Raw genomic sequence first — 24,724 nt, forward strand, 5'->3', positions numbered from 1 at the left:
GTAATTGCCAAATGCCTATCAGTAAACTAAAATGAAGCTTTTATTTTAAGTATTTTCTTATTTTTTTCTTTGTATAATACTTCTTCCATTTAAGAGGGTTAATAACGTTGAGCACTATAAATCTTTCTATTCCACAACCAGTATCTCACCCACAGCGATTTGTTTCTTCTCGGAGTTTTGCTATGTTAGCTACTGCAATGGTGATATTTTTGTTCGCTTTTATTCTTGTGGGAATAAGTTTGCTTCCTCAGGTACTTCTCCCTTTTTCTGGGGTGTATTTTGTTATAGGTTCGTTTTTAATTTTTGCTAGCTTAGGAATACTGATTATTAATCTCACTTGTGATTCAAGATATTATTGTTTGGGTCTTTTTAATTAAAAGTTTTTTATTTCAACGTGTTTGTAATGAGTAAGTTTTTATTATTCTAATAATCTTCTCCCTCAAGGTTGAAGCTTTTGTGCCGATGTTACGGATATCTATCATCAACAATAGAGATATCCGCAATGAAAAAATTCATTCACTATTGCGCGTTTTTCTTATCGTTTCTTTCCCTACCCTCTTTTTCTACAGAACTTGTACGGGAAGAAGGTATTAAAAAAATTGTTGATAAGTTGATTGAGTATCATGTGAATGCTCAAGAGATGTCCACAGACATTTTATTACGTTCTTTGGTAAGTTATATTCAGGCTTTTGATCCTTATAAAGCATATCTTTCTGAGCAAGAAGTTGGCATGTTTTTGCAATCGCAAGATGTAAAAAAACGCTTACTTAAAAACTATAAAGCAAGTAATTTTTTGATCTATCGCAATATGAACCGTCTGATTCAAGAGAGTGTTCTACGTGCGCGTAAATGGAGGGAAGAGTGGGTAGCTAATCCTCTACGCCTAGTAATAGAAGCAGATTCTTATACAGCGCCGGGATCAGCAACGGAATGGTGTAAATCCCTAGATACTTTAAAGGAACGTCAGCATTCGCTTTTACTTTCTTACATCTCTACCTATCTTTGTAGTGTTCCTAAATTTCGTTATGAAAATAAAGAGGCTCAGCTTACAGCTCTTTGTGCACGACAACTTGAGAATAATGAAAATCCGTATTTAGGAATTAACGACTACGGTGTTAGGCTAAGTCCTGAGGAAGCTGCGTATGATTTTCATGTACGTGTAGTTAAAGCTTTAGCTCATAGTCTGGATGCTCATACGGCATATTTTAGTAAGGACGAAGCTCTAGCTATGCGTATTCAATTAGAAAAAGGAATGTGTGGTATTGGCGTTGTATTGAAAGAAGATATTGACGGCATTGTGGTGAAAGAAATTCTTTCGGGAGGTCCTGCGGATAAGGCGGGTCAACTACGTTTAGGAGACATTATTTATCGTGTAGATGGCAAGAGTATTGAACACTTATCGTTTCGCGCGGTTTTAAATTGTTTACGTGGGGATGAGGGCACTACGGTAATTTTGAATGTTCATCGTGAAGATGGAGACCATACCATTCCTTTGTATAGGGAAAAGATTCTTTTAGAAGACCGTCGTGTGGATGTGACTTACGAATCTTATGGTGATGGTGTGATTGGGAAGATCATCCTGCATTCTTTTTATGAGGGGGAAAATCAAGTTTCTAGCGAACAGGATTTACGCCGTGCTATCCACAGTTTAAAAGATAAGAATTTGTTAGGGTTAGTTTTGGATATTCGAGAAAATACCGGAGGATTTTTATCTCAGGCCATTAAAGTGTCTGGTTTATTTATGACTAATGGCGTTGTTGTTGTCTCTCGGTATGCTGATGGGAGCATGAAGCGTTATCGTACTATCTCTTCGAAGAAATTTTATGATGGTCCTTTGGCAATTTTAGTTTCTAAGAGCTCGGCTTCAGCAGCAGAGATTGTTGCCCAAACTTTACAAGACTATGGTGTAGCTTTAATTATTGGGGACGAACAGACCTATGGCAAGGGGACAATCCAACATCAGACGATTACTGGGGAATCTTCTCAAGAGGATTTCTTTAAAGTCACTGTGGGGAAGTACTATTCCCCTTCGGGTAAATCCACACAGATTGCAGGCGTACGCTCTGATATCCTTGTGCCTTCGCATTATACTGAGGAACCTTTAGGAGAGAGATTTTTAGATCATCCTTTGCCAGCAGATTGTTGTGATAATGTTCTTAATGACTCTTTGGAAGATTTGGATAATCACATGCGTCCTTGGTTTCAGAAATACTATTTGCCAAACTTACAAAAGCCAGAGACTCTGTGGAAAGAAATGCTTCCCCAACTCATGGAAAATAGCCAACAACGTCTTACAATGAACAAAAACTATCAAAAATTTTTATCTCAGTTAAAAACATCCCAAAAACATGATTCTTCTTACGGTGTCAATGATTTGCAATTAGAAGAATCTGTAAATATTTTAAAAGATATGATCCTATTGCAATCTAGAAAGCTCGCCGCTTGCCTATAGAGACTGGCATGTGTGAGTTATAAACCACTTACATTCCTAGTTACACTATTTTACGTACGAACATTAGAACCTAAAATACTTTCTTTATTAATAATAGTAGATTCTTCTCCTGTCTTACTCTCTTGGTTGCCTGTCTTACTCTCTTGGTTGTCCACCTTGTGCTCTTGGTTACTAGAAGATGAGGAAAACAGCCTAGTGGAACTATTGAGTATTCCATCATCGAATTGATCTTCAAGGATTGCCATCCAGTTTTGAAAAAGTAGAAGTTTTTGTGGAGAACATGCCTCATCAAAAAGTAATGAAGTGACTAGTAATTTGATTAATCCAACAATGGCGGGAACCACTAACCAGAGAGCATGGACACCGAGTTGACTATGAAAGAGAAATAATAGGCCTAAGCCTATAAGGATTAACAGAACTCCCAAAACGAGCATCGTAATTTGACATACACGAGATTGTGCGTATTTTGATGTACGGATAGGTTGAACAATTTTCACTCTAATCCATCCAAGTGCAATATTCGCTATACGGGCTTGAGCCTGTAATTTGGCACTTGAAGAAGAGGCTGGTATGATAGGTTCTACTCTGCTACTCCCAAGTTCAGTGTTTCCCCTAGACAGTATATCTGTTGCCATAGTGTACCCTCTCCGGATATTTTTAGAGGATAGGGTACATCATAAAACATATTAATTAAAAATTTAATTATATAATAAGCTCTACAATACAGTGATGTAGAGTGTGAGGAAATGTAAAAAAAACGTCCTAAAGGAAGTTCCTTTAGGACGTCAATCCATTCATACCCGTGGAGAAAGTTCACCCAAGCATTTCAGAATTAATAAATATGCGTGTTTTCTGTATCTGATACAGGTGATGTTAGTGTATCAGAAGAAAGAATAGCTTCGCCGCGAGCATCCCCGGGAGCAATACCTTTCAAGGTTACAGAAAATTCTACAGACTCTTTAGAACCAAGTTTTGGCAAAGCGTCAAAAACGACGGTATTACCAGAAATTGTTCCTTTGGTTGGTCCTGAAGATGCTAGAGGTTGCAATTCCTTTGAAAATTTGAGAATTAAGGAAACATTAGTATCTTCGGCAGAGCCACGATTAGTTACACAGATACGATATACTGTATTTTCTCCTACGCAGATCGGATCGTTCGTATCCAGCACGCACATATGAATAGCGGCAAGACCTTTCCAATGAGTTGTCGCTTCTGCACATGAGGTACAAGTTCCACAATCGGAGTTTGTTTTTACCATAACTTGGTTAGTAAACCGTCCTGGAGCTTGGGCTTTTAGAACAACCTTAAACTGAAGAGTCTCTCCTGGGCACATCTCTTTAATACGCCATACCACTTTATTGCAACAGATTTCAGCGCCTGGAGCTTCAAGCACTGAGGCTCCTATTGGAGTGACATCTTCGATCATTACATCAGTAAGAACAAGATCTCCGGGATTAGATACAGAAATGCTGTATTCTACAGGTTTACACACATAGGACCAATCGGAACCCGTGATATTTACCTGTACGCAAGATTCATTGATGACTGTAGTGACGCTGGCCGCACACTTGTGTCCTCCACAGTAGGTGACGGTAGCTATATTAGTCACTTGTCCTCGTTTTTGAGGACAGAATTCCAATGTGAAGACTTTCTTCTCTCCTGGTTTCATATCTCCGAGGTTGAAGGAAAGTACTCTCTGGCCAGTAGCATGAGAATAACCGTCGGGGACAGGGTTCTCTACTGAAACATTACGAGCAACAGCAGAACCTGTATTGACGACTTCGATTTTGTAGCACACAGGGCATTTTAAGCAGGCACATTCTGGGCCATCCTGTTTAATACAAATAGCTGGCTGACCACACTTGGTGTAAGAACGAAGCTCTGGACAGGCACATACAGTAGCTGCTGTGAAACAGCAGCCCTCTTTAAGAGGTTTTACCCAAACAGTAATTTTGCATTTTTCACCATATCCTAGACGATCGATTTTCCAGATTAATCTACCATCACTTGTAGGTGTCGTTATAGGATCGCTACTTACAAACTCAGCTTCACAAGGTAACTGTTGTGTAATCATAACATCCACACAATCTCTTTTACCAATGGCAAGGATTTCAATAGGATAAGGAGATCCTACAGTGGCATATTCTGGTACGGATTGGCAGATTTCTACATTATTATCGTCATTTACTTTTACGGAATATAATTTTCCATAACACGATTCTTGTTGTGCTTCTACTGATTGATTTCTTCCCTCTTCGCAGGGATAGAACTCCCTATCACAGAAAGAGTTCTGCTCTAATTTATTTTTACGGACAACTTTAACTTTCTTCGCTGTTACAGGAGTTGTTGATGTTCCTGCGTTTGCAATGATTTTAGTAATCAGAGACTCTGCTACAGCGGCCTCTATACCCCCGCTGGCAAAGCAACTCGCCATACTAGTTAGTGCGAGGGCCGTAACTACTCGTCTGATGAGTTTGGACATAGGGATCTCCTATCGCATATTTTGTTTTTCTTCTGCCAACGGGTAGAATGTTTACGCAACTCTTACCCTCAACATTTGGGTTTGTTATTATAATAAGGTAGTTCAGGAGTTACTTTATCTCCTAACTACCTGATCAATTTAAGTAAATAGTTAAGGCAAATCTCTTTATTGTCGACATCTACCATCGGAAGGTGTACAACCTTTAGCTTGAGGACCTTGAACTGGATTTTGATTGTTCTCTCCACTACAAGGATTGGAGCAAGAAGGAAGATAAGAACCACAAGCACTACTACTGCCCGAGGATTTATCTTTCTTTTTTAATGCTTCACAAGGATTATATGAAGAGGGTGCACAAGGATCCTCAAAACAACAATCTACAATACGGCAGCAGCTACTCAAGCTAAAAACACTGCCAACAATTGCAGCGAGTAAAACAGCTTTTTTCATAAGTTTATGACTCCTTTCTAATTAGAAAACTCTCGTGATTTTATTGAAAATGTGACAAAACTTTTAATAATTAATTAATCACGTTCCCTTGAACAATATTACAAATAAAAATAAAAATTTTATCAATTCTTTTTTTCTAATCTATTCTTTTACAAATTAACAGTTTTTTTAACATAAAAAATGCCAACTACAATTAACTCTGTGGTTATCAGTAAAAAACGCAATCCAAACATGAAAATTTTTTATCAAATAAAAAACAAAAGCAAGCCTTTGATGATAAAAGACTTATTTTTTGCATGGTTGTGTGTTTTCGTGGAAAATTATGCAATAAAATATTGTAAAACAAGAAGTTATAAAAAAGTATTCTTATAATTTAAAAATATATTATTGAATAATATCAAAATGATCTCTTAATATTAAAAAAACTAAGTGGAAAGGAGAATGAAACTATTTTCTTATTGTCAGGTTATTTTCCTACTCTCCCTACTCTCTGTTGGTTGTAATTACGTTCCCCCACATCGTAATTACATTCTCGCTGAGAGACGATCTTCTCTGACAGTGCGGGCGAGTTCTTGGGAATTTTCGCTTGCTAAGGCTGTTTTTAATGCTTCGTCCTATGGTATTGAGCTTTAATTCCTCAGGTGTACAAGAAGTTTTGACCTTTTTTCCCTCATATACAAATCCCTTCTCTTATTTTTGAAAAGTTTTTTATTTTTAAGAATTACAAATCTAGATCCATTTCTTTTCACACATATTTAGAACTCAAAGATTTTCCCTTCAAAATCTTTGTCCTCCATCCATTGATCAATAGCGGTGCTTATTTTCTTAGGAATTCCACCAAGAACATTTTGTGCATAACTAAGGCGCGCACGTGCGCGTGGCTTACCTAGGATTTCTAAAGAATCGAAGAGAGGTAGGCCGTATTTTTTTCCTGTAATAGCTACATAGAGCAAAGGAACGACAATTTTCTTATGCTGAACTTGAAATGCTTCAGCAAGCCATTTTGATCCTAAATAAAATTGTTCTTTTACCCAGAGATCAGTCTTTTCCAGATACTTTATATAACTATAGATTAAGATCCCTGCTTTATCAGAGGAGAGTCCTGAAGGAAGAAGTTCTTCTAAAGAGTACGAAGGAATTCCGGAAAAGAAAAATGCTGTGAGATTTACAAACTCAGCGAGTGTTGTGATGCGCGATTGACAAAGAGGAAGAATTTTTAGGAAAAACTCGTCATTAAATAACCAATTCTTGAGTTCGGCTAACAACTGCTCAGGAGAGCTTTTATGGTTCAAGTAATGTTTGTTCATCCAGTCGAGTTTTTGGATATCAAAGACAGCTCCTGATTTGCCAACACGTCGAGGATCAAAGTGTTTAGTAATGTGCTCCAAAGAATAAATTTCTTCGTCTCCTTCCATACTGTAACCCATAAGGGTTAGGAAATTTATGAAAGCTTCTTTTATATATCCTGAATCCCGGTAATAGAAAATTGAGGTAGGATTTTTTCTCTTAGAGAGTTTGGTTCCGTCGGGGTTGAGCAGTAGGGGCATATGTAGAAAAACTGGGGGTCGCCAATTAAAAGCTTCGTAGAGCAATAGATGTTTAGGAGTTGAGCTTAACCATTCTTCCCCCCTGAGGACGTGGGTAATCCCCATAAGATGGTCATCGATTACGTTAGCCAAGTGGTAGGTAGGGAAGCCATCAGATTTTACCAGAACTTGATCATCAACATCTGCCCATGGGTAGACAACGCGTCCTTTGCCATAATCTTCGAAGATACATTCTCCTGTTAAAGGAACTTTAAGACGGATAGTGTAAGGTTGGTTGGCTTTTTCGCGAGCGGCGACTTCCTCTGCAGAGAGATAGCGGTACCTACGATCATATCCACCTCGATACCCTAGAGTATTTGCCACTGCGCGCATTTCTGCGAGTTCTTGGGGGGTGGCGAAGCATTTATAAACATAATCTGTCTTTAGTAGAGCATGAATATACTCTTTATAGATTTTTGTACGTTCTGACTGCCTGTAAGGACCGTAAGTGCCACCAATATCCGGGCCTTCATCCCAGTGAATTCCACACCATATGAGAGCAGTAAAGATATTTTGTTCATAATCTTTACGACTTCGAGTCCTATCCGTATCTTCAATTCGCAGGATCATCTTCCCTTTGAATCGCTGTGCAAAGATTTTGTTAAACAAAGCCATATAAGCAGTTCCTACATGAGGATCCCCTGTAGGAGAGGGCGCGACCCTCACACGAACATTTTCCCAAGTCATTCTTTTATCCTTTGAAGAGAAAGACTTCATACCTTGAAGGAAATTATTTCTTCAAGAGAAATTCTCTCTGCCATTACGTGAATGATACTTAAAGAAAGGCCGGCGCTCAATGACCCAGCATACAATAGTACTATTTTGAAACATAATAAGGAATGGTCTATTCCTGTTTTTGTAGCAGGCCAAAAAACTTAAAAATAAATGGAGTAAGGGCACACAAAAGGACACTAATAAGGGTGCGGTAAACCTAGAAAATCGAAGAGAAGAAAAAGCAATTAGTTAGATTCAAATGAAGCGTCGTTTGGAGTAAATACTGTGGCTAGGACCTCGTGTTCAGATTTTGAAACCATAATTTTAGATTTTTTAGCTGTTTGTCTACTTAAGTACTCATTTTTATATCTTTCAATTTCTGCAACATGAATCACCCAAGCGGCGCCTTTACGCTCTCCTCGCATTGTCCCTGTACGTGTTGCATAGTATACTTTCTGTACAGGAATTCCTAAAATTTCCGCAACTTGGTTCACAGAATAACAGCCTTTCTCGTTATCAAAAACCAACTCCCCTTGATATAAGGATTTTTTTCTCGAATAACGATTACGCTTATATTCTTCTAAATCTTTAAGATCAATTTCCCAACGTGTAGTTTTAGAAGCTTTAAGTTTTCTTTGCTTAATCGCCACATAAATTGCTTGGCGTGTTACATTGTGCAACTTTGCAGCTTGCGTTATCGATATCCATTTTGAACTTTGAATATCTAGTTGTTCTGACTCCCCTTTCTCTTCTAGTTCAAAGTAGCTTTCATGTTGTTGGCACTCCATAAGCTAACATCCTCCCCCCTTAACATATTTACAACCACCGTAACAGTTAGTTCTTTCTTATTTTTAGAAGTTTTTAAAGAAACATTTTCCTAAGAAAAGCTTTATTAATCAAGCTTTTTTGTTAATACAAAGTTTATGTTTCAGATTAAAATCTTAATAAATGAGATCTGCACTATGATTATTAATATTTCTTTACATTACAAATTTCATTTGTGTTCTATAATAACGCCCTGGAGTTTCTATAGAGAGGCGGATTGTAGTAACTCTTATAAGATGAGCAATCTAAAATATCAGAACTAGAAAAATATCTAGGTCTCTTTTTTCTATTTAAATTATTTTTTACATAACCCTATTTTCCATGAACTTTGTAAATAAAGGATTTTTCAAAGAGAAAGTTATCAAAATTTTTAACTTTAAAACACCAGAGTTGTAATCTAAAACTCTACGCCTAGGGTGAACTGAAAAATCATCATAGATCTTCTTCATCTACAGACTACTACAGAGCCATCCAAAGAGACGAAGTAGAAAGATACGTCAGCTAAAAATATGCGCCTGTTATCTACTTCACCAGTCTATAGTGAAATTTAATTCACAGGTATTTCCATAAACTTTATTTATAGATGTCAGGGCAGAAACCATGTTCTCAGTATTTCCAACAATCTCAGAAAACTTCTTTCTACACTACTAGGCAACTTGATAGAGAAAACTGAAGGAATCCAGTAAAGAAATACTCTTATTTACGTTTCAAAGTTGTTTGAAGTTTCGAAATAATTAAGGATTATTGTAACTACATGCGCTATGGTTAAATCAGAAAGCATCATATGATGTGCAATATTTTCTTCAGCTATAGGAATTTTTTTCCCTGGAAGCATTTCTCTTTCAGGATCTAAAAAAGGAGCTGCAAAACATGTCTCTTTAGAAAATAGGCCATCTCCAATAAGAGCCCCCTCTGCATCCCTACCGTAGATAAAAAGTTCAGGACAATGAAGATCTCGGCTATGTTTCGTAACATCAATCTCCCACCCCACACATTTTGTTATTCTAAAGCCAAAATTCCCTAACCATTGTCTTGCAGTTTTAGCGAGAGATTGAGGAGCTCGATCTTTGACTATCAACCAGCGGACGCCATCACTGCCATTAGTAACTTCATAGCTTAAGGCCTTAGCTTGGACGCAAGCTCCTAAAGAATAGCCATATGCAATGAGTTCCCGAGCGTGGGGTCCAGAAGGTTCATCGCGTAGATATCGGACACAACTACGATAAGCTTTTACGAGATTTTCTCTAGTCACTTTCCCCTGACTGAACATCACACCGGGATAATTAAACAGCAGGATATTGGCCTGAGCTTGAGCTGCAATACATTCTATCGAACCTTGATGCCTCTTTAAAATAATACGGTGCTCTGTACAATCAGAATTTCCAGAAGAGAAAAGCATCCATCTATCGGGTCGAGCGTTGGGAAATCTTATTTCTAAGGCGTCTATCTTTAAATCATCGCATTGCAAAATGACTCGTTGAGGAGGAATGAGGTAGTGTGCACTAAGGAGGGTATTCAAGTAACGCTCTTGCATAGAGGTAGAGGCTTTGCAGAAACTTTCAAACAATACGCCTCCGGCAGCAGGAAGAACAATATTTTGGCAGATTTTCTGTAAAACCCAGAAGATTCCCAAAGGAATAAAGAAAATAACAGCCAAGACTAGTTTAATAATCACCCAGATGATGTCTAAAAGATGATAGAGCCTAGGATTTGCTTGTTTTTTCTCCCAGTTTGTTTGCATTTTTTTTGAAGAGAACATCTTTAACGAAGGTTTAGGACATGCATCAAAAAAAACTGCTCGAGCTTCTGTTGCGACAACTTGTGTCATGCGGAATTATAAATTACAATGTATTTTTTTCCATCACTTTACAAAACATTCTGAAATAACATGAAGGAAATAGTCAAGATCTAATTCCCCTTTTTTGGAATCAAGAAAAGAGGGAATTTCTGAGCTCGGGTCCTTATAACAGAGTAGGACATAGGGATCAAAATGTAGCCGGGAGTTAGGTAAAAGTATGTATTAGCTAGACTTTGCCTAAAAGGCATATACGTATAACTTGTAGATCGTGAAATATTGTCTCAAATCGCTACCCAACACACATCTATCTCTATGGGGAGGCATATTCTCGTATTCTAAAGTCTTACCTACCTAAGGAATAACCACAAGTTCTAGTCTGTAGTTTCAGATTTTTGTTCTGTCTTTTTAAGATATTTGGCTCAATTGGCATGAATTGTCATTACAATCCGACTCACTTCCCTTATTAGGCTAAAAACATCACAATAAGATACTTATAGACCAGACTCTGTGCTTTTATTTTCTCTGCGAAATATATCTTAAGGAAAAATCGCATTCCATAGCCAAGAGATATCTAAAAGCAGATTTCTAATTAAAATTTTCAAATGATTGTTGTTAATTTAAAGATACGGGCTTTTTTATAAACTCTAGTCCCCTATTCCTTGTGTCTTATAACACCTATAGGCAATCATGCCTTCTCTCTAGAAGAGAACGGATCTTCGCTCCACAAACACTTCCCGTCAATCGTAGGAATTTCTATTCAAGACCTTCAAGATTCCTATGTTGTGGACAACACATTTATTTATACTCGTTAGCAGTACCTAAAATCTCGAATAAGAAGATGAATGACTCCTGTATAGGAGGATACCGATAAACGGGGTGTATAGGCAATCTCCAAAGGAAAATTCCATTGCGCTTTCAAAACCGCTGCTTGATCTCCCATACCAAAAGCAACGCCTTCAAGATTTCTCTCTTTTTGGCCTAGATAGAGTTTTAGGTGATTTCCTGGGAGGACTTTGGGATAACGGATTTGCCGTACCTGTGTATAGAAAACCGGCATTAAATTACCTTTGCCAAAAGGTTCGAATAAGTCCATTGAAGCTAGCAAATCGTGATCAATAGCACTAAAGTCTGCATAAGCATCGAGGGCAAGGGTAGGAACTGCATCACTTTTTTTCATTGATGATTGAACAAGATGAATAAACTTCTTTTTAAAATCTTCTACCTTATCTTCCTTCATGATTACGCCTGCGGCAAAGTCATGTCCTCCATAAGAGATGAATAACGGTGAGCACTTTTTCAATACACCAAGAAGGGGGAAAGAACTTATAGTTCTTGCAGAACCCTTACCCATTCCTCCCTGAAGAGCAATAATCACTACAGGTTTGTTATAGGTCTTTGCCAGACGTGCAGAGATGATGGGAATCACACGAGCGTGCCAATCTGGCGATGCAAGGACAATAGCTGCTTGCTTTAAGATACCAGAGTTGTTATTTAAGATATCTTGAACGTTCTGGAATACTTTAGCCTCTATTCTTTGCCGTTCTTTATTTATCTCATTAAGTTCTTCGATTAAAATATCTGCTCTCTTACTCTCTTGGGTAAGTAAAAGTTCAACGCCCCGTGCAGGATCCGCCAATCTTCCTAAGCTATTTAATTTCGGAGCAATTTTTAATACTATATCTGTTGAAGTGATATCACTAATTGGTACTCCTGATAGTATACAAAGCTTCTTTAATCCCAAACGTAAACCTTTAGAGATATCTTTAAGTCCATGACGCACCATGATACGATTTTCTCCTCGCAATGTTCCCACATCCGTGATGGTCCCTAAGGCAACCAAATCAAGCGATTTATTGAGATCTATTTGATTTTTAGTGATGATATTTCTAGAAATCAGAGCATTCAATAATCCTCTGGCGAGTTGAAAAGCAACACCTACTCCTGTTAACTCCCCATTAGGGTAAGTTTGATCACGTAATTTAGGGTTTAACGTCGCTACACAATGGGGAATTTTTCCCGTGGGCATATGATGATCTGTGATGATCACATCGATACCTTGCTTTGTGATATCGCTAATTTCTCTCCCAGCAGTAATGCCACAATCTACTGTAATTAAAAGTGATACAGCCTTTTCCTTAAGTTTGATAATGAGTGGTAAGGTTTCCCCATGTTGCTTTAAGATGGCTCCAAGAGAAAAATAACCCACTTGCATTCCTATATTGCGTAAAAACTCGACAAGTAAAGCCACACCTGTCATGCCGTCAACATCACTGTCTCCGTAAATCATGACATGTTCTTCTTGTTCTATAGCAAGGAGTAAACGCTCTACAGCTTTAGACATGTCTAAAAATAAGTTCGGATCATAAAGATTCGAAAGGTGGCTATAAAGAAATTCATGAATTTCTTGAATAGTTTGAAATCCTCGGGAAATAAAAATCTGTGCTGCTATCGGAGGGAGATGGAATTCTTTAATGATTTTTTTGAGAAAAACAGGGTTTTCCTTAGGGTAAAGCCAGGATAAGCTTGCCGCGGAAGAATTATTGACATTTGACATAGATTTTGTACCCTAACCTCTTTAAGAGAGTTTTCTTAAAGAGTACTTTCACATTTCATTACAAACCTAAGATGCATCAATAATTTCTGTTTGTCTGTTTTTCTTTACGAACCATAAATAATAAAAAAGGAGGGGCAATATAAAGCGATGACAATGTTCCCAATAGGATTCCTATTGTCATAATGAAAGCAAAATTAAAAACAGCCCCTCCTCCTACAAATAATAATATTAATAAAACTGATAGGGTTGTAGCTGTTGTCATTACAGTACGACTGAAGGTTTTTTGCAAGGCATCATTAATCAAAGTCGACATAGACGTGAATACTTTCGCTTGACGATCTTCACGAATACGATCAAAGATAATTAATGTGTTATTTAGGGAATACCCTAATACTGTCATGAGAGCCCCTATAGCTTGCAAATCGATTTGAATTTTTTGCAAGAAAAAGTGCGTGGCTATTAACACAGCACAGGTAACAATAAGATCATGGAGTAAACCGCAAACTGCGCTGACAGCATACCGCCATTCAAAGCGTAAGCTAACATAAAGGAGAATAGCTGCTAAAGCACCTAAAAGCCCAATACATGCCTGTTGACGCATTTTATTAGAAAACTGGCCACTTACCTTAGTCCAGCAATTCCGAACACTTTGGGAACTATCCGAGGAGAAATCCAAACCTGTTTCTGACAATAGTCCCAGAGCAAAGGCTAATTCCTGGTCAACGACTTCCCTATTGACATTTTGATTCAGTCTAGCATGAACTAAAGCTCTATGGCTAAAATAAATCTTTACCTTGTCTGAGGATTGGAAAGTTTGAATACGAAAATCTCGTGATGACAAGCCTGCCTGCTTCAACTTATTCGTAACCTGGGTGCTTACTTGAGAAACATCAACGGCTCCCTGTTCTCCTGCATCGACAATAAAAGCATATCCTCCTTTAAAATCCATTCCCAATACCGAGTGCCATGCGCCAAATCCTAGAGCCACACACCCTAATACAATCAGACTTCCTGACACTATCCACAACTTCTTACACTCTTTCAAAAAGTCGTGTTTTATACCAATAAACTTATTCATCATGTGGAGTTGTGTTTCCTGTGTCTTGCTCATCCACATGGCGAAAAAGAATTTTGTCATGAAAAGAGCGGTAAACATGGAAGAAAAAATCCCCAAGATCAAAGTCAGGGCAAAACCTTTAATTGGTCCAGTATCTAGAAAAAGAAGAAAAGTCGAAGCTAATATCGTTGTCAGGTTAGAATCAAAAATAGCTCCGAAAGCCTTAGCATAACCTGTTTCTACAGAGCGTGAAAGACTTCGAGACAAGCAATATTCTTCTCGGATTCTTTCAAAAACAAGAATGTTTGCATCAACAGCCATTCCCATGGCTAGGATAATTCCTGCGAGCCCTGAAAGAGTGAGTGACGCATCAAGGTATTGAAGTGCAGCCCAAATCAATAAGAGATTGAGTACGACAGCACTCGAAGCAATGACTCCTCCAAATTTATAATAAACGCTCATCAAAATAATAAGTGCAGCCAATCCTAAGCATGCGGAAACAATACCTTGAGTACGTTGTCTTACTCCGAGATCTGGAGAAATCATTTCTTCACTCAGCACCTCAGGAACAAAAGACATTGCTCCTGATTTTAGATCTGCAGCAAGTTTACTGACTTCTCGATGAGTGAATTTCCCTGAGACACTTGCGTGATTTCTTAAAGGAGCATTTAATACAGGACTACTGACGACATAACCATCGATGATTACTGCCATGCGCCACCCATGATTCCCAGAATATTGGCTATTGATCGTTCCATTCACTCCGTCTTGACAGTATGCCGATGTCCAAGCATGAAAACTGTCTGTAGAAGAAGATCTTTCAACAACCTTTGAAGACCCTGTTTCCTTCACTGAAAAGTTTAGGATATATCCCTCTCCTGCTGCGAATTCAGGTCGAATATTTTTAAGAGAAGCCCCATCTAAAGCATAGTTTCTGAAAACAATCATGAGAGGATTGGCTTTTTTTTCTGGTTCTTTTTCAATAGCAATCATCGAATATGTAGTGTCAACTTCTGAAGAAGGAGCACAACAGTTTGGTATAGAGAAAGCAAGCCCCTCCTGCTTAAGCTTGGCAATGGCGTTATGGACAGGGGGGGGAACGTGGGTAGGTTCATTATTAAAAAGGGCACTTGCCAAAGCATTTACTGCTTCAGGTGTTGTCGCTCCTTGAGTTTGAGACAAAAACCAAAGGTAATCCAAAAATTTCTGCACTTCATAACGATAGCCTGTATAGGGAGAAAATTTCTCATTAACAACATGAAAGCTCATTTGTGAAGTACCTAAGATCTCTGAAGAAGAGACTTTGGTCGATCCTGGAACACTGAGATGAATACAGTCCCCTTCCCGGCGAATCTCGATTTCAGAAACTCCTAATTTATTTAAGCGTGCGTAAAGTTCTTCTGAAACTTTTAGGATATCTTCTTTGTTCGTAATTTTTTGTCCCCGATGGTCTTTAAAAGAGAGAAGAAGTTGTCGGCCACCAACAAAATCGATGCCAAGGCGCAGTACATTATCCCCACGGGCATATTTTCTCATATTCAACTTCATGTTTTCGAGGAAAGCATTCCGATGGGGTATGGGAGTCTGCAAACGCTTGTGGGTATCCATAGAACACTTTGCGTGACGATATTCTTCGTGCCACTGTACCCACTCACTTTGACGATTTTTTTCAATACGATTCAAAGTATTTAGACGATCTTTGATATCTTTGACTTCTAGAAATGCGGAATTCCCTTCTCCAGAAACAATAAAATTTTCTCCCCAAACATCAAAAAATTGTTGTAAAGGCTGTCGGTATTCTAAAACCTGATCTTCTCCTATGATCCATGAAGTCGAATCAATATGGGTAAAGCAATTATAAAGATTTTGTAGGTCTTTTTCAAAACTCTGGTATTCGTCCCCCCCACTTTTTTGATATTTGGTAATCATAGGACGCAATCCTTTCAGAACAACATAGACAGAGCCTTCAGAAAAATGACTACAATTAGCTTCTGGAGTGAAAATAAAGCAACCGAAGGAATCACTTTCTACAGGTTGACGAGAGTAGATAGGGAAATTTTCAGGAATAAGATCACAGGATTCTGCATGAGGCTTGTGTAAGGTTAGAGCAACAAGATGATCCACAATATTTTTGTAAAGCCGCTCTCCGTGGAGAACAATTTTTCCACTAGCCTCTTTATCTATACAAGTAAATACAAATCCTTTGGGATGCTCTTCAAGTCGGGCATTGAATTTTTTGGATAATCTTTGTTTTTCCCTGGCAAGGCGGCTTTCTAAATCTAAGCGCTGCTCCAGAGGTAATGTCGTACGTTTTGCCAACAAGTCGGGGTGTAAGGTGAGAAGAACTTCGCGTTGGTTTGGGAAAAATTCTGCCGAGTTAAAGAATGGGGATACCACACTACAATCAATTTTCTGGTCTGTTATGCTAGGACGTATCTGGTTCTCTTGTCGTGACTGCTGTGCTAAGCTTGTATACACCGTACGGCATACATACTGATCTTCGGTAGAAATTTCTGGGCTATCGGCAATAGAGGCGAGTCTGCTAAGGAAGGCAGTGCGATCTTTATTCGAAGGAAACAAAGTGTTGAGGAAAGAGGACATCTGAGAGGTAAAAACCTCTAACCCTAAAGTGAGATTGTGTGTGTACTGAACGATTTCTTCTACAGGGGCAGTTTCCCAGACCGAAGGATAATTGCAATGACATTGATCTTGCGAAGGAGCAAGAAGTGCAGCAAAGACTTGCGTCAGTACTTGATGAGAGATATTTTTTTCATTTTCATTGTCTGTAACATAGGCATACGGTACGAAAGAAAAATCACTTTCCTTAACCAAGGTAACTAGCGATCCAGAAACTTGGACCGAATAATCATTCTGCTGACTATAACCAAGAACATGAAGTCGCGCAGACTTTACGGGAACTTTAGGTTCGGCATAGGTTAAGTGTTCGATAAAAGCTTGAGCATCACGAGCCTGTCTAAAATGAACATTGACTACACCCGGAAGATCAGAATGTCGCTTTATATGTCCAGAAAGATGCAAAGCAGAGAGAATCGTAGATACGCGAGGAATAATTTCTTTGTCTACAGCGGTTGTTTGCTTTGTTAAACTTTTCACAATATGTTGAGCTTCAACTGGATCAATGAGTTTGTGTAAAGGTTGAGCATAATAAAGACATGTAGGTAACACGTAATACATAGCTAGAGCGAATACAAAAACAATAATACTTAAATTACGCTTAACCTTATGTTGCATTACCTAACTCTATTTTTATCAGTAAATATTAGAACCAAAATACCAGTTGAAAAAAAAATCGTCAAACGAAGAGGAGATTCTTCTACTAAAGAAAGTCATTCTAATTTGTGAGCTCTACGCTTTTTTTAGCAAAGAAAAAATTTTTTATGCCCTTATTTCCCTTTATTAAGAAGAAAGGTCATCAAAATTGATAGGTTTTATTACAAAATCCCCATAAGAACATAAAGAAGTCAACGGATGTTCATTCAGAGGATCTACAAGAATGAGAGTTACCGAGAAAGGCCAATTCTGCTTTGTCACTTGTTTTGTTAAGAATTCTGCAGCTTGTAAAAAGGCTGTTTTTGAAAGGGCTCTGGCAGGGTAGCTTCCTTTAACAGGAACATTGTCAGGAACTCCAAGAAGCGGAACGAGAATATAGATCCCATGTTTTTTAACACTGGGAAAAGCTACTTGCGACATAACAGTAGTGAAGGCTTGTATGTAAGCGCGGGTATACGCAGCTTCACATGTTTCTTCGTCTCCAAGCTCGATGTCTGTTTGTGCATAAGGGGTGTCTACGTAAACAACGCATTGGGGAGTCGGCTTACTTGCTTGTTTCTGAAGTCCTACGTCCCAAGCAATAACTATGGGGTCTGAAATTTTCGCAACTCCGTTTTGAAAATGAAGATTCTGAATAAGGCTTGCCTTCAATTCTGGTATTAACTGAAATGTTCTTTCAGCTAGCAGCCCATGAGAAGAGGGTGTTTGTTTTAGGGTACTTTGATCTATTTCTTGAACTAGGAAACATAGCTTATGTTGCCAGGCACTACGGAGAAAAACTTTTTTTAAAATCTCCGTAGTCCCTTCATAAATTTGCACTTGAGGACAATGTGGATGACAATAGCCTAAAGGTGTCTTTTCCCAGAATAATAAAAGAGTTCGGTACTTTTCCCTAAACTTAGAAAATTGTATTATAGTCCAGCCTTGCATATATTGCAGATAAGCCACGGTGAGAAGGACGAAAGCGATTACAATAAGTGCGAGGCAAGGAAAAATAGTTAGGCACGCGACTGCCGCATAAATTGAGCAACCTAAGAGGCTCAATCCTAGACATATTAACATGCTTGCAGCAATTTTTTGTGTGTCATATTGCTGATTGGGGAAGCAATAAATATTCTTATGCTTTTCAACCCTACACCAGGGTTGAAAAGCATTGCTCCATATACTTATACTTTTCATAAAATGATGCTTTCTAATTATTTTTTATGGTAAATAAAAGGGATAACTGATCAGGCCCAAGTTAATGTAACAAAAAGCAAAATAAAATTCGAAAAATAAAAATATTCATGAAAAACTTTATTAAGAAAACTCAGAATGTCAACTTGTCAAGATATTCCAATTTCTTCTACTATACTACTTAGTATTTTCTCCTTTACTCGTCTTCAGCAAGCGGCAGGCTAGATGAAGAGGACATAGGGATTGTTCTCCATGTCTTAGTTAAAAGATGAGTTCAAACAGTTGCTCCTGAGAACGAATTGTGGCTTATTCTGTGAATGATGATATAGATTTGTCTCCGGCTTCTTTAGCTAAGTTGGATTTTCTTTCAAACAAGGATCTGCCCAGACACGTTGCCATTATTATGGATGGAAATCGCCGGTGGTATAAACAACATCGCGATACGTGTGCGGAAACGCATATATCAGGCCATTACTATGGAGTTAAAGTAATTCCCGATATTTTAGCTTTTGCCATGAGGTTAGGAATTAAAGTATTAACTTTATATGCTTTTTCCACAGAAAACTTCCGGCGGTCTGAAGAAGAGATTCACGAGCTTTTTACACTTTTCTATACTCAACTTGATCAGCAGCTTCCTTATCTTATCAAACATGAAATTTGCTTACGTTGTATTGGGGACCTCTCTAAGCTTCCCAGGGTAGTGGAAGAAAAGATTACTCACACTGTTAAGATGACGGCAAGTTTTTCTCGTTTAGAATTAGTCCTAGCAATCAATTATGGAGCAAAAGATGAGTTAATTCGTGCATTTAAAAAGCTTCACCGTGATATTCTTGATCAAAAAATATCTTCTGAGGATCTCTCAGAATCACTAATCAGTTCCTACTTAGATACATCGGGGCTTACTGATCCTGATTTACTCATTCGTACGGGAGGTGAAATGCGTGTCAGTAATTTCCTATTGTGGCAAATAGCGTATACAGAATTGTACGTCACTGAGGTCTTGTGGCCAGATTTTAAACCTCAAGATTTATTTGATGCTATTCAGGCCTATCAATCAAGATCGCGACGCGGAGGAAAATAAACATGATAAATTTCAAAAAATTTAAGTTTCCCACCTATGGGGATCTGTTCCAACGTGTTGTCGTTCACTCGTTAGCATTAGCGTTTTTGGTTCTTTTACTTTACAGTTCACTCTTCCCCATTACTTCATTTGCGTTAGGATTTATCACTGCTGTCTGTGGTGCAGTAGGAACCTATGAGTATGCCACCATGGCCAAAGTGAGGCTACATTATCCTTTTCGTTTATTTAGTTCTCTAGGCAGTTTTTTATTTCTTATTACTAGCTTCCTTGTTATTCGCTGGGATATTCTTCTACTCCCCTATGTCTATACCGTGCCTTGGACATTACTTTTTATTTGGATAATCGTGGGTATTTTTAAATCTCAGCGGGCACAAGTAGGGCCTTTGCAAATCGTAGGAACCACTCTCTTTTCGATTTTGTATGTAGGGATTCCTATTCGTTTATTTCTTCATATTCTTTATGGTTTTGTGCATACGCAAGAGCCTTATTTAGGAATATGGTGGGCATCCTTTCTCATCGCGATAACAAAAGGTGCTGATATTTTTGGTTACTTCTTTGGTAAAGCCTTTGGAACAAAAAAAATCACACCACAAATTAGTCCTAATAAAACTATTACTGGTTTTGTTGCGGGGTGTCTAGGAGCTACGTTAATTAGCTTTGTTTTCTTTTTACATATTCCTGAACACTTTATCAGTTATTTTCCTCTGCCTGCGATTTTAATTCCTTTAGGGTTAATCTTGGGGATTACTGGTTTTTTTGGAGATATTGTCGAATCAATATTTAAGCGGGACGCACATGTAAAAAATAGCAATAAGCTCAATGCTATTGGTGGTATGTTGGATACTTTAGATTCTTTGATACTTTCTACGCCTATCGTCTACCTCTTTTTATTAATTACACAAGCTGGTAAATTTTCAGGATGATTATTACAATTGATGGTCCTTCAGGAACGGGAAAAAGTACGATAGCGCAGTCTTTGGCAAAGCACTTGCATTTGAATTACTGCAATACAGGACTCATGTATCGTACGTTAGCTTATGCGTGGCTACAGCAACCTTGGGTCACTCTTTCTTTTGAAGAATTTCTATCTCAACCTCCTTTTTCTTTCACTTTCACTGCAGAGCATTCTTTAAAATCTTTTTTTGAAGGTCGTCTTCTTTCTACTGAATTGACCACACAAGAGGTCGCAAACGCTGCTTCTAAGTTATCTCAAATTCCTGAGGTACGCAAATTTATGCAAGCTCTGCAACAACGCTATGCACAGTTAGGGAACTGTATATTTGAAGGGAGAGATATGGGTTCTAAGGTTTTTCCCAATGCTGATTTGAAAATTTTCTTAACAGCAAGTCCTGAAATACGCCTTGCACGACGTTGGAAAGAGCTTCCTGAAGATACTCTGAGTTACAAGGCTTTAAAAGAAGAGCTTATCCAGCGGGATACTGCCGATGCTCAGCGAATTTGTGATCCTTTGGTCATTCCTGAAAATGCTGTAATTATAGACTCTTCAAATTTGACAATAAGCCAAGTTTTAGAGAAAATTTTAACTTTGTTGTAGCCCATATTTCCTATGATCTTTCATATCTGCAAGTTTGTTTGTTGGGTGGTTTTTTCTTTGCTTTATCGGCTTAAATCTTACGGTGTGAAGAAAAATTTTATTCACGGTCCTGCGATTATTGCTGTAAATCACAATTCTTTTCTTGATCCTGTGGTTGTGCATCTCTGTGTACAAGAGTGTCTTTACCATTTGGCGCGCACCTCTTTATTCAATCATCCCATTACCGATTGGATATGGAGAAAGTGGGCCTGTTATCCTATCTGCAAGAATGAAGGCAATGCTGTTGCTTTTAAGATCACTGCGCAGTTATTAAAAGAAGGGAAAAAAGTGGTTATCTACCCCGAGGGAACACGTAGTCCTGATGGCGAATTACAACCTGGTAAAAGTGGCATGGGTATGATGACAATAAAAAACTACGTACCTGTGATTCCTGTATATATTGGAGGGACATATGAAGCTTTCAATCGTTATCAAAAACTCCCGAAAATCTGGAGAACTATAACGTGTATTTTTGGAACACCTCTATACTTTGATGATTTGATCCAAGATAAAACTCTTAAAAATAAAGAAGCCTATCAGATTGCTACAAATCGTATTATGGCGAAACTTGCAGAGCTTAAAATATGGTACGAAGCTGGCTGTCAAGGAAATGTGCCTTAGTTCTATGTCAACATTAATTGCTTATCTATCTTCTTTATGTTCTCAAGCCATTTCCATAGCCTTTCCTCAATTAGAGAATTGGCAATCTGAAGTTACACCATCAACCAAAGAACGTTTTGGGCATTACCAATGCAATGATGCAATGAAGCTGACTAATCTTTTAAAAAAACCTTCGAGGATGATTGCTAAAACTATAGTTTCCTACATTCCTAAGGAATCTTTTTCATTTATTGAGATTGCCGGTCCAGGATTTATTAATTTTACCTTTGCAACTCCGTGGCTAGATCGTCAGTTATTACAACTTGCTGATCATGTGATTTCGGGATTTCGTGTTACTTTTCCACAAAAAATTATTATTGATTTTTCCTCCCCAAACATTGCCAAAGATATGCATGTAGGTCACCTACGTTCTACTATCATCGGTGATTGCTTAGCACGAATTTTTACTTACATTGGACATGATGTTTTATGTTTAAACCACATTGGAGATTGGGGAACAGCATTTGGGATGCTCATTACTTATCTGCAAGATACTGAAAACAGTGATCCCGATAATCTTGAAGATCTAACGAATCTTTATAAAAAAGCTTACAAGCATTTTTCTGATAAAGAACAATTTAAAAAGAGTTCCCAACGTAATGTTGTTGCCTTACAGGCTGAAGAACCTCAAGTGATTGCCTTATGGGAAAAGATTTGTGCAATTTCAGAAAAAGCATTTCAACAAATCTATGAAATCTTAGACATCACCATTGAGAAGCGTGGAGAATCTTTTTATAACCGTTTTCTTCCTGGAATTATTCAAGACTTAGAAACAAAGGGGCTAATTACTGTCTCTGATCATGCTAAATGTATCTTCCATAAGGCCTTTGCTATCCCCTTGATCGTACAGAAAAGTGATGGGGGTTATAATTATGCAACCACAGATCTCGCAGCTATGCGTTATCGGATGGAGGAGGACCATGCGGATAGGATTATTATTGTCACTGATATAGGCCAATCCTTACATTTCCAATTAGTAGAGGCAACAGCACTAGCCGCAGGTTATTTACGTCCTGGTATCTTTTCTCATGTGGGTTTTGGCCTTGTCTTAGATACTAAGGGGAAAAAACTCAAAACACGATCTGGAGAAAACGTTAAACTTCGTGATCTTCTTGAGACAGCTATTGAAAAGGCGAAAGAAATTTTGAAGGAACATCGTCCAGAACTCACTAACGAAGAGATTCAGGAACAGGCCCCTATTCTGGGGATTAACGCGATAAAGTATGCGGATCTTTCTTGCCACCGAACCAGTGATTATATTTTTTCCTTTGAAAAGATGTTGCGTTTTGACGGTAATACCGCAATGTTTCTTCTTTATACCTATGTTCGGATTCAGGGGATTAAGCGACATTTGGGTCTTAAAGAACTCCCCTTGATTGGGCCTCTTCCGTTAATTCAAGAGCCAGCTGAAGAAGTTCTTGCTCTTGTTCTTCTACGTTTTCCTGAAGCTCTTGAACTCACTATAAAAGAACTCTGTCCTCATATTCTTGCGGATTATCTTTACACTCTCACTCATAAATTCAACGCGTTTTTTCGTGATTGTCGTATTGAAGGTTCTGACTCTGAAAAACAACGCCTGTATTTCTGCGCGCTAACAGAAAGCATTCTAGCTACAGGAATGCAATTGTTGGGGTTAAAAACATTAGAACGTTTATAGAGTTGCTTTCTCGGCATCAAAAAGGTGTATTTTAGCTCCTAGGCTTGTCAACTTCTCAGCCCAGTTTGCATATCCACGATTGAGTAAATGTGTATTTTCTATAAGGGAAGGTTTTCCTCCTTCAGCAATAAGAGCTGCCATGACATAGGCAAAGCCTGCGCGCAGATCTGGAATGACTAAACGGGAAGCCTTTAAAGGTGTGGCACCATGGATCACTGCGCTATGGGGGAAGTTTCCGACTGTATAACGGCATGTCTTAGCACTCAAGCACTGATAAAACAACTGACAGTTTGCTCCCATATATTGGAGACCTTGGAGATACCCCAAACGATTTTCGTGGACAGTTTCATGGATGACTGAAGACCCCTGAGCTTGTGAGAGCAAAACGATAAAGGGTTGCTGCCAGTCTGTAAGAAACCCGGGATGAACATCGGTTTCTAAAACAACACCCCCCGTTAAGGGACGTTCTTGGAAAAATTCTATTCCCTGTGGGGATATGGCAAACCCTCCCCCAATAGATTGCAAAACCTTAAGAAAAGGAACGAGATAATCTTGCCTAGCATCTTTAACAAACACACGTCCTCCTGTAACTACAGCAGCCATGCCTAAGGAAGCAGCTTCAATTTTATCAGGGATAATCGTGTGATCTACAGGGGAAAAATCATTGCTACCAAAGATATCAATGGTTCTATCATTATCTGTAGTAATCTCAACACCAGCCTTTTGCAAGAAAAGAATAAGATCAAGAATTTCCACTTCGAGAGCAGCATTTTTTATTATAGTCCTTCCTTTAGCACACACTGCAGCGAGAATCAGATTTTCCGTAGCACCCACAGAAGGATAGGGGAGTTGTATATAAGCACCTGTCAGGCCTTGGGGGGCCCAAGCACGATATCCCGAGGCATTATAGGAGATCTCAGCGCCTAACTTTTGTAGACCTTCCAAATGAAAATTTAATGTTCGTGCTCCTATAGCATCTCCTCCCAACACCGGCACATGAATACCTTGGGGACAGCGGCCAAGCAAAGCTCCCAATAATAAAATAGGGATCCTATTCACATAGGAAAAAAATTTAGGTATGTGCGTGAGTTGTATCTCTAGTGTTTGAATTTCTAACACTTCTGAATGTTTATCCCAAATAACGTGAGCTCCCAAAGCCTCGCAAAGCTGTACAGTAAGGGCGACGTCCCCAATATTGGGGACGTTGCGTAGTGTGCACTTCTCGGCAGAGAGTAGCGAAGCTACAAGTAGTTTAGTCGCAGCATTCTTTGCTCCTGAAACCTGAACCTCGCCCCTGAGTCTATCTCCACCAAAAACCTCAGCAACTTGCATCCCTTACTTTCCTCTATC

At 38.5% G+C, this 24,724-nt stretch carries 18 protein-coding genes; 8 read left to right on the forward strand and 10 right to left on the reverse strand.

Features of this window, described 5'->3' with window-relative positions; translation table 11 throughout:
- The first annotated feature begins 107 nt into the window (after positions 1-107).
- Both Cs308_RS00780 and tsp read left to right on the forward strand, forming a co-directional pair.
- Entirely contained in the window at positions 108-377 is a 270-nt protein-coding gene (locus tag Cs308_RS00780) for a hypothetical protein (protein ID WP_066481456.1), read from the forward strand.
- Between the two features lie 125 nt (positions 378-502).
- Positions 503-2,452 (forward strand): tail-specific protease Tsp, encoded by a 1,950-nt coding sequence (gene tsp, locus Cs308_RS00785; protein WP_066481457.1) that lies wholly within the window; start codon positions 503-505, stop codon positions 2,450-2,452.
- A gap of 50 nt (positions 2,453-2,502) precedes the next feature.
- Here tsp and Cs308_RS00790 read toward each other — a convergent pair whose 3' ends face one another.
- The 3 genes from Cs308_RS00790 to Cs308_RS00800 all read right to left on the reverse strand — a co-directional run bounded on the left by Cs308_RS00790 (position 2,503) and on the right by Cs308_RS00800 (position 5,381).
- Positions 2,503-3,087, reverse strand: a complete 585-nt coding sequence (locus Cs308_RS00790; protein ID WP_066481458.1) for a cysteine-rich outer membrane protein — start codon at positions 3,085-3,087, stop codon at positions 2,503-2,505.
- A 197-nt stretch (positions 3,088-3,284) separates the two neighbouring features.
- A complete protein-coding gene (gene omcB, locus Cs308_RS00795) occupies positions 3,285-4,934 on the reverse strand; it encodes an outer membrane complex protein OmcB (protein ID WP_066481459.1) in 1,650 nt (549 codons plus the stop codon).
- A gap of 165 nt (positions 4,935-5,099) precedes the next feature.
- Positions 5,100-5,381 (reverse strand): small cysteine-rich outer membrane protein, encoded by a 282-nt coding sequence (locus Cs308_RS00800; protein WP_066481460.1) that lies wholly within the window; start codon positions 5,379-5,381, stop codon positions 5,100-5,102.
- 441 nt (positions 5,382-5,822) lie between these two features.
- Here Cs308_RS00800 and Cs308_RS04950 point away from each other — a divergent pair, with 441 nt between their 5' ends.
- Complete coding sequence (locus tag Cs308_RS04950; protein ID WP_082904991.1) at positions 5,823-6,014, forward strand: hypothetical protein; 192 nt, start codon at positions 5,823-5,825, stop codon at positions 6,012-6,014.
- 122 nt (positions 6,015-6,136) lie between these two features.
- On the opposite strand, the gene gltX is transcribed toward Cs308_RS04950, so the two are convergent.
- From gltX to Cs308_RS00830, 6 genes are all read right to left on the reverse strand, one after another.
- Complete coding sequence (gltX, locus tag Cs308_RS00805) at positions 6,137-7,654, reverse strand: glutamate--tRNA ligase (RefSeq protein WP_066481461.1); 1,518 nt, start codon at positions 7,652-7,654, stop codon at positions 6,137-6,139.
- A gap of 272 nt (positions 7,655-7,926) precedes the next feature.
- A complete protein-coding gene (locus Cs308_RS00810) occupies positions 7,927-8,469 on the reverse strand; it encodes a helix-turn-helix domain-containing protein (RefSeq protein WP_066481464.1) in 543 nt (180 codons plus the stop codon).
- A gap of 737 nt (positions 8,470-9,206) precedes the next feature.
- A complete protein-coding gene (locus Cs308_RS00815) occupies positions 9,207-10,334 on the reverse strand; it encodes a CPn0927/CPn0928 family alpha/beta hydrolase fold protein (protein WP_066481465.1) in 1,128 nt (375 codons plus the stop codon).
- 778 nt (positions 10,335-11,112) lie between these two features.
- Positions 11,113-12,858, reverse strand: a complete 1,746-nt coding sequence (recJ, locus tag Cs308_RS00820) for a single-stranded-DNA-specific exonuclease RecJ (RefSeq protein WP_066481466.1) — start codon at positions 12,856-12,858, stop codon at positions 11,113-11,115.
- Between the two features lie 76 nt (positions 12,859-12,934).
- Complete coding sequence (locus tag Cs308_RS00825) at positions 12,935-17,167, reverse strand: protein translocase subunit SecDF (RefSeq protein ID WP_066481468.1); 4,233 nt, start codon at positions 17,165-17,167, stop codon at positions 12,935-12,937.
- A 165-nt stretch (positions 17,168-17,332) separates the two neighbouring features.
- A complete protein-coding gene (locus Cs308_RS00830) occupies positions 17,333-18,385 on the reverse strand; it encodes a hypothetical protein (RefSeq protein ID WP_066481471.1) in 1,053 nt (350 codons plus the stop codon).
- A 328-nt stretch (positions 18,386-18,713) separates the two neighbouring features.
- Between Cs308_RS00830 and Cs308_RS00835 the strand changes: the two genes are divergently transcribed.
- The 5 genes from Cs308_RS00835 to argS are packed head-to-tail and all read left to right on the forward strand — an operon-like array spanning position 18,714 to position 23,374.
- Positions 18,714-19,463: an isoprenyl transferase gene (locus Cs308_RS00835; protein ID WP_066483319.1), complete on the forward strand. Its 750-nt coding sequence runs from the start codon at positions 18,714-18,716 to the stop codon at positions 19,461-19,463.
- Between the two features lie 2 nt (positions 19,464-19,465).
- Complete coding sequence (locus Cs308_RS00840; RefSeq protein WP_066481477.1) at positions 19,466-20,386, forward strand: phosphatidate cytidylyltransferase; 921 nt, start codon at positions 19,466-19,468, stop codon at positions 20,384-20,386.
- The gene (gene cmk, locus Cs308_RS00845; protein WP_066481480.1) at positions 20,383-21,018 is read left to right on the forward strand and encodes a (d)CMP kinase; all 636 of its coding nucleotides are present in this window, start codon (positions 20,383-20,385) and stop codon (positions 21,016-21,018) included. The genes Cs308_RS00840 and cmk overlap by 4 nt, the downstream gene beginning before the upstream one ends.
- Positions 21,019-21,030: 12 nt before the next feature.
- Positions 21,031-21,678 (forward strand): 1-acyl-sn-glycerol-3-phosphate acyltransferase, encoded by a 648-nt coding sequence (locus tag Cs308_RS00850; protein ID WP_066481483.1) that lies wholly within the window; start codon positions 21,031-21,033, stop codon positions 21,676-21,678.
- Between the two features lie 4 nt (positions 21,679-21,682).
- The gene (argS, locus tag Cs308_RS00855) at positions 21,683-23,374 is read left to right on the forward strand and encodes an arginine--tRNA ligase (RefSeq protein ID WP_066481485.1); all 1,692 of its coding nucleotides are present in this window, start codon (positions 21,683-21,685) and stop codon (positions 23,372-23,374) included.
- Here argS and murA read toward each other — a convergent pair.
- A complete protein-coding gene (murA, locus tag Cs308_RS00860; protein ID WP_066481487.1) occupies positions 23,369-24,706 on the reverse strand; it encodes a UDP-N-acetylglucosamine 1-carboxyvinyltransferase in 1,338 nt (445 codons plus the stop codon). The genes argS and murA overlap by 6 nt on opposite strands.
- Positions 24,707-24,724 lie beyond the last annotated feature (18 nt).

Origin of the sequence: Candidatus Chlamydia sanziniae (genome assembly GCF_001653975.1) — a bacterium.
Taxonomy (GTDB): Bacteria; Chlamydiota; Chlamydiia; order Chlamydiales; family Chlamydiaceae; genus Chlamydia; species Chlamydia sanziniae.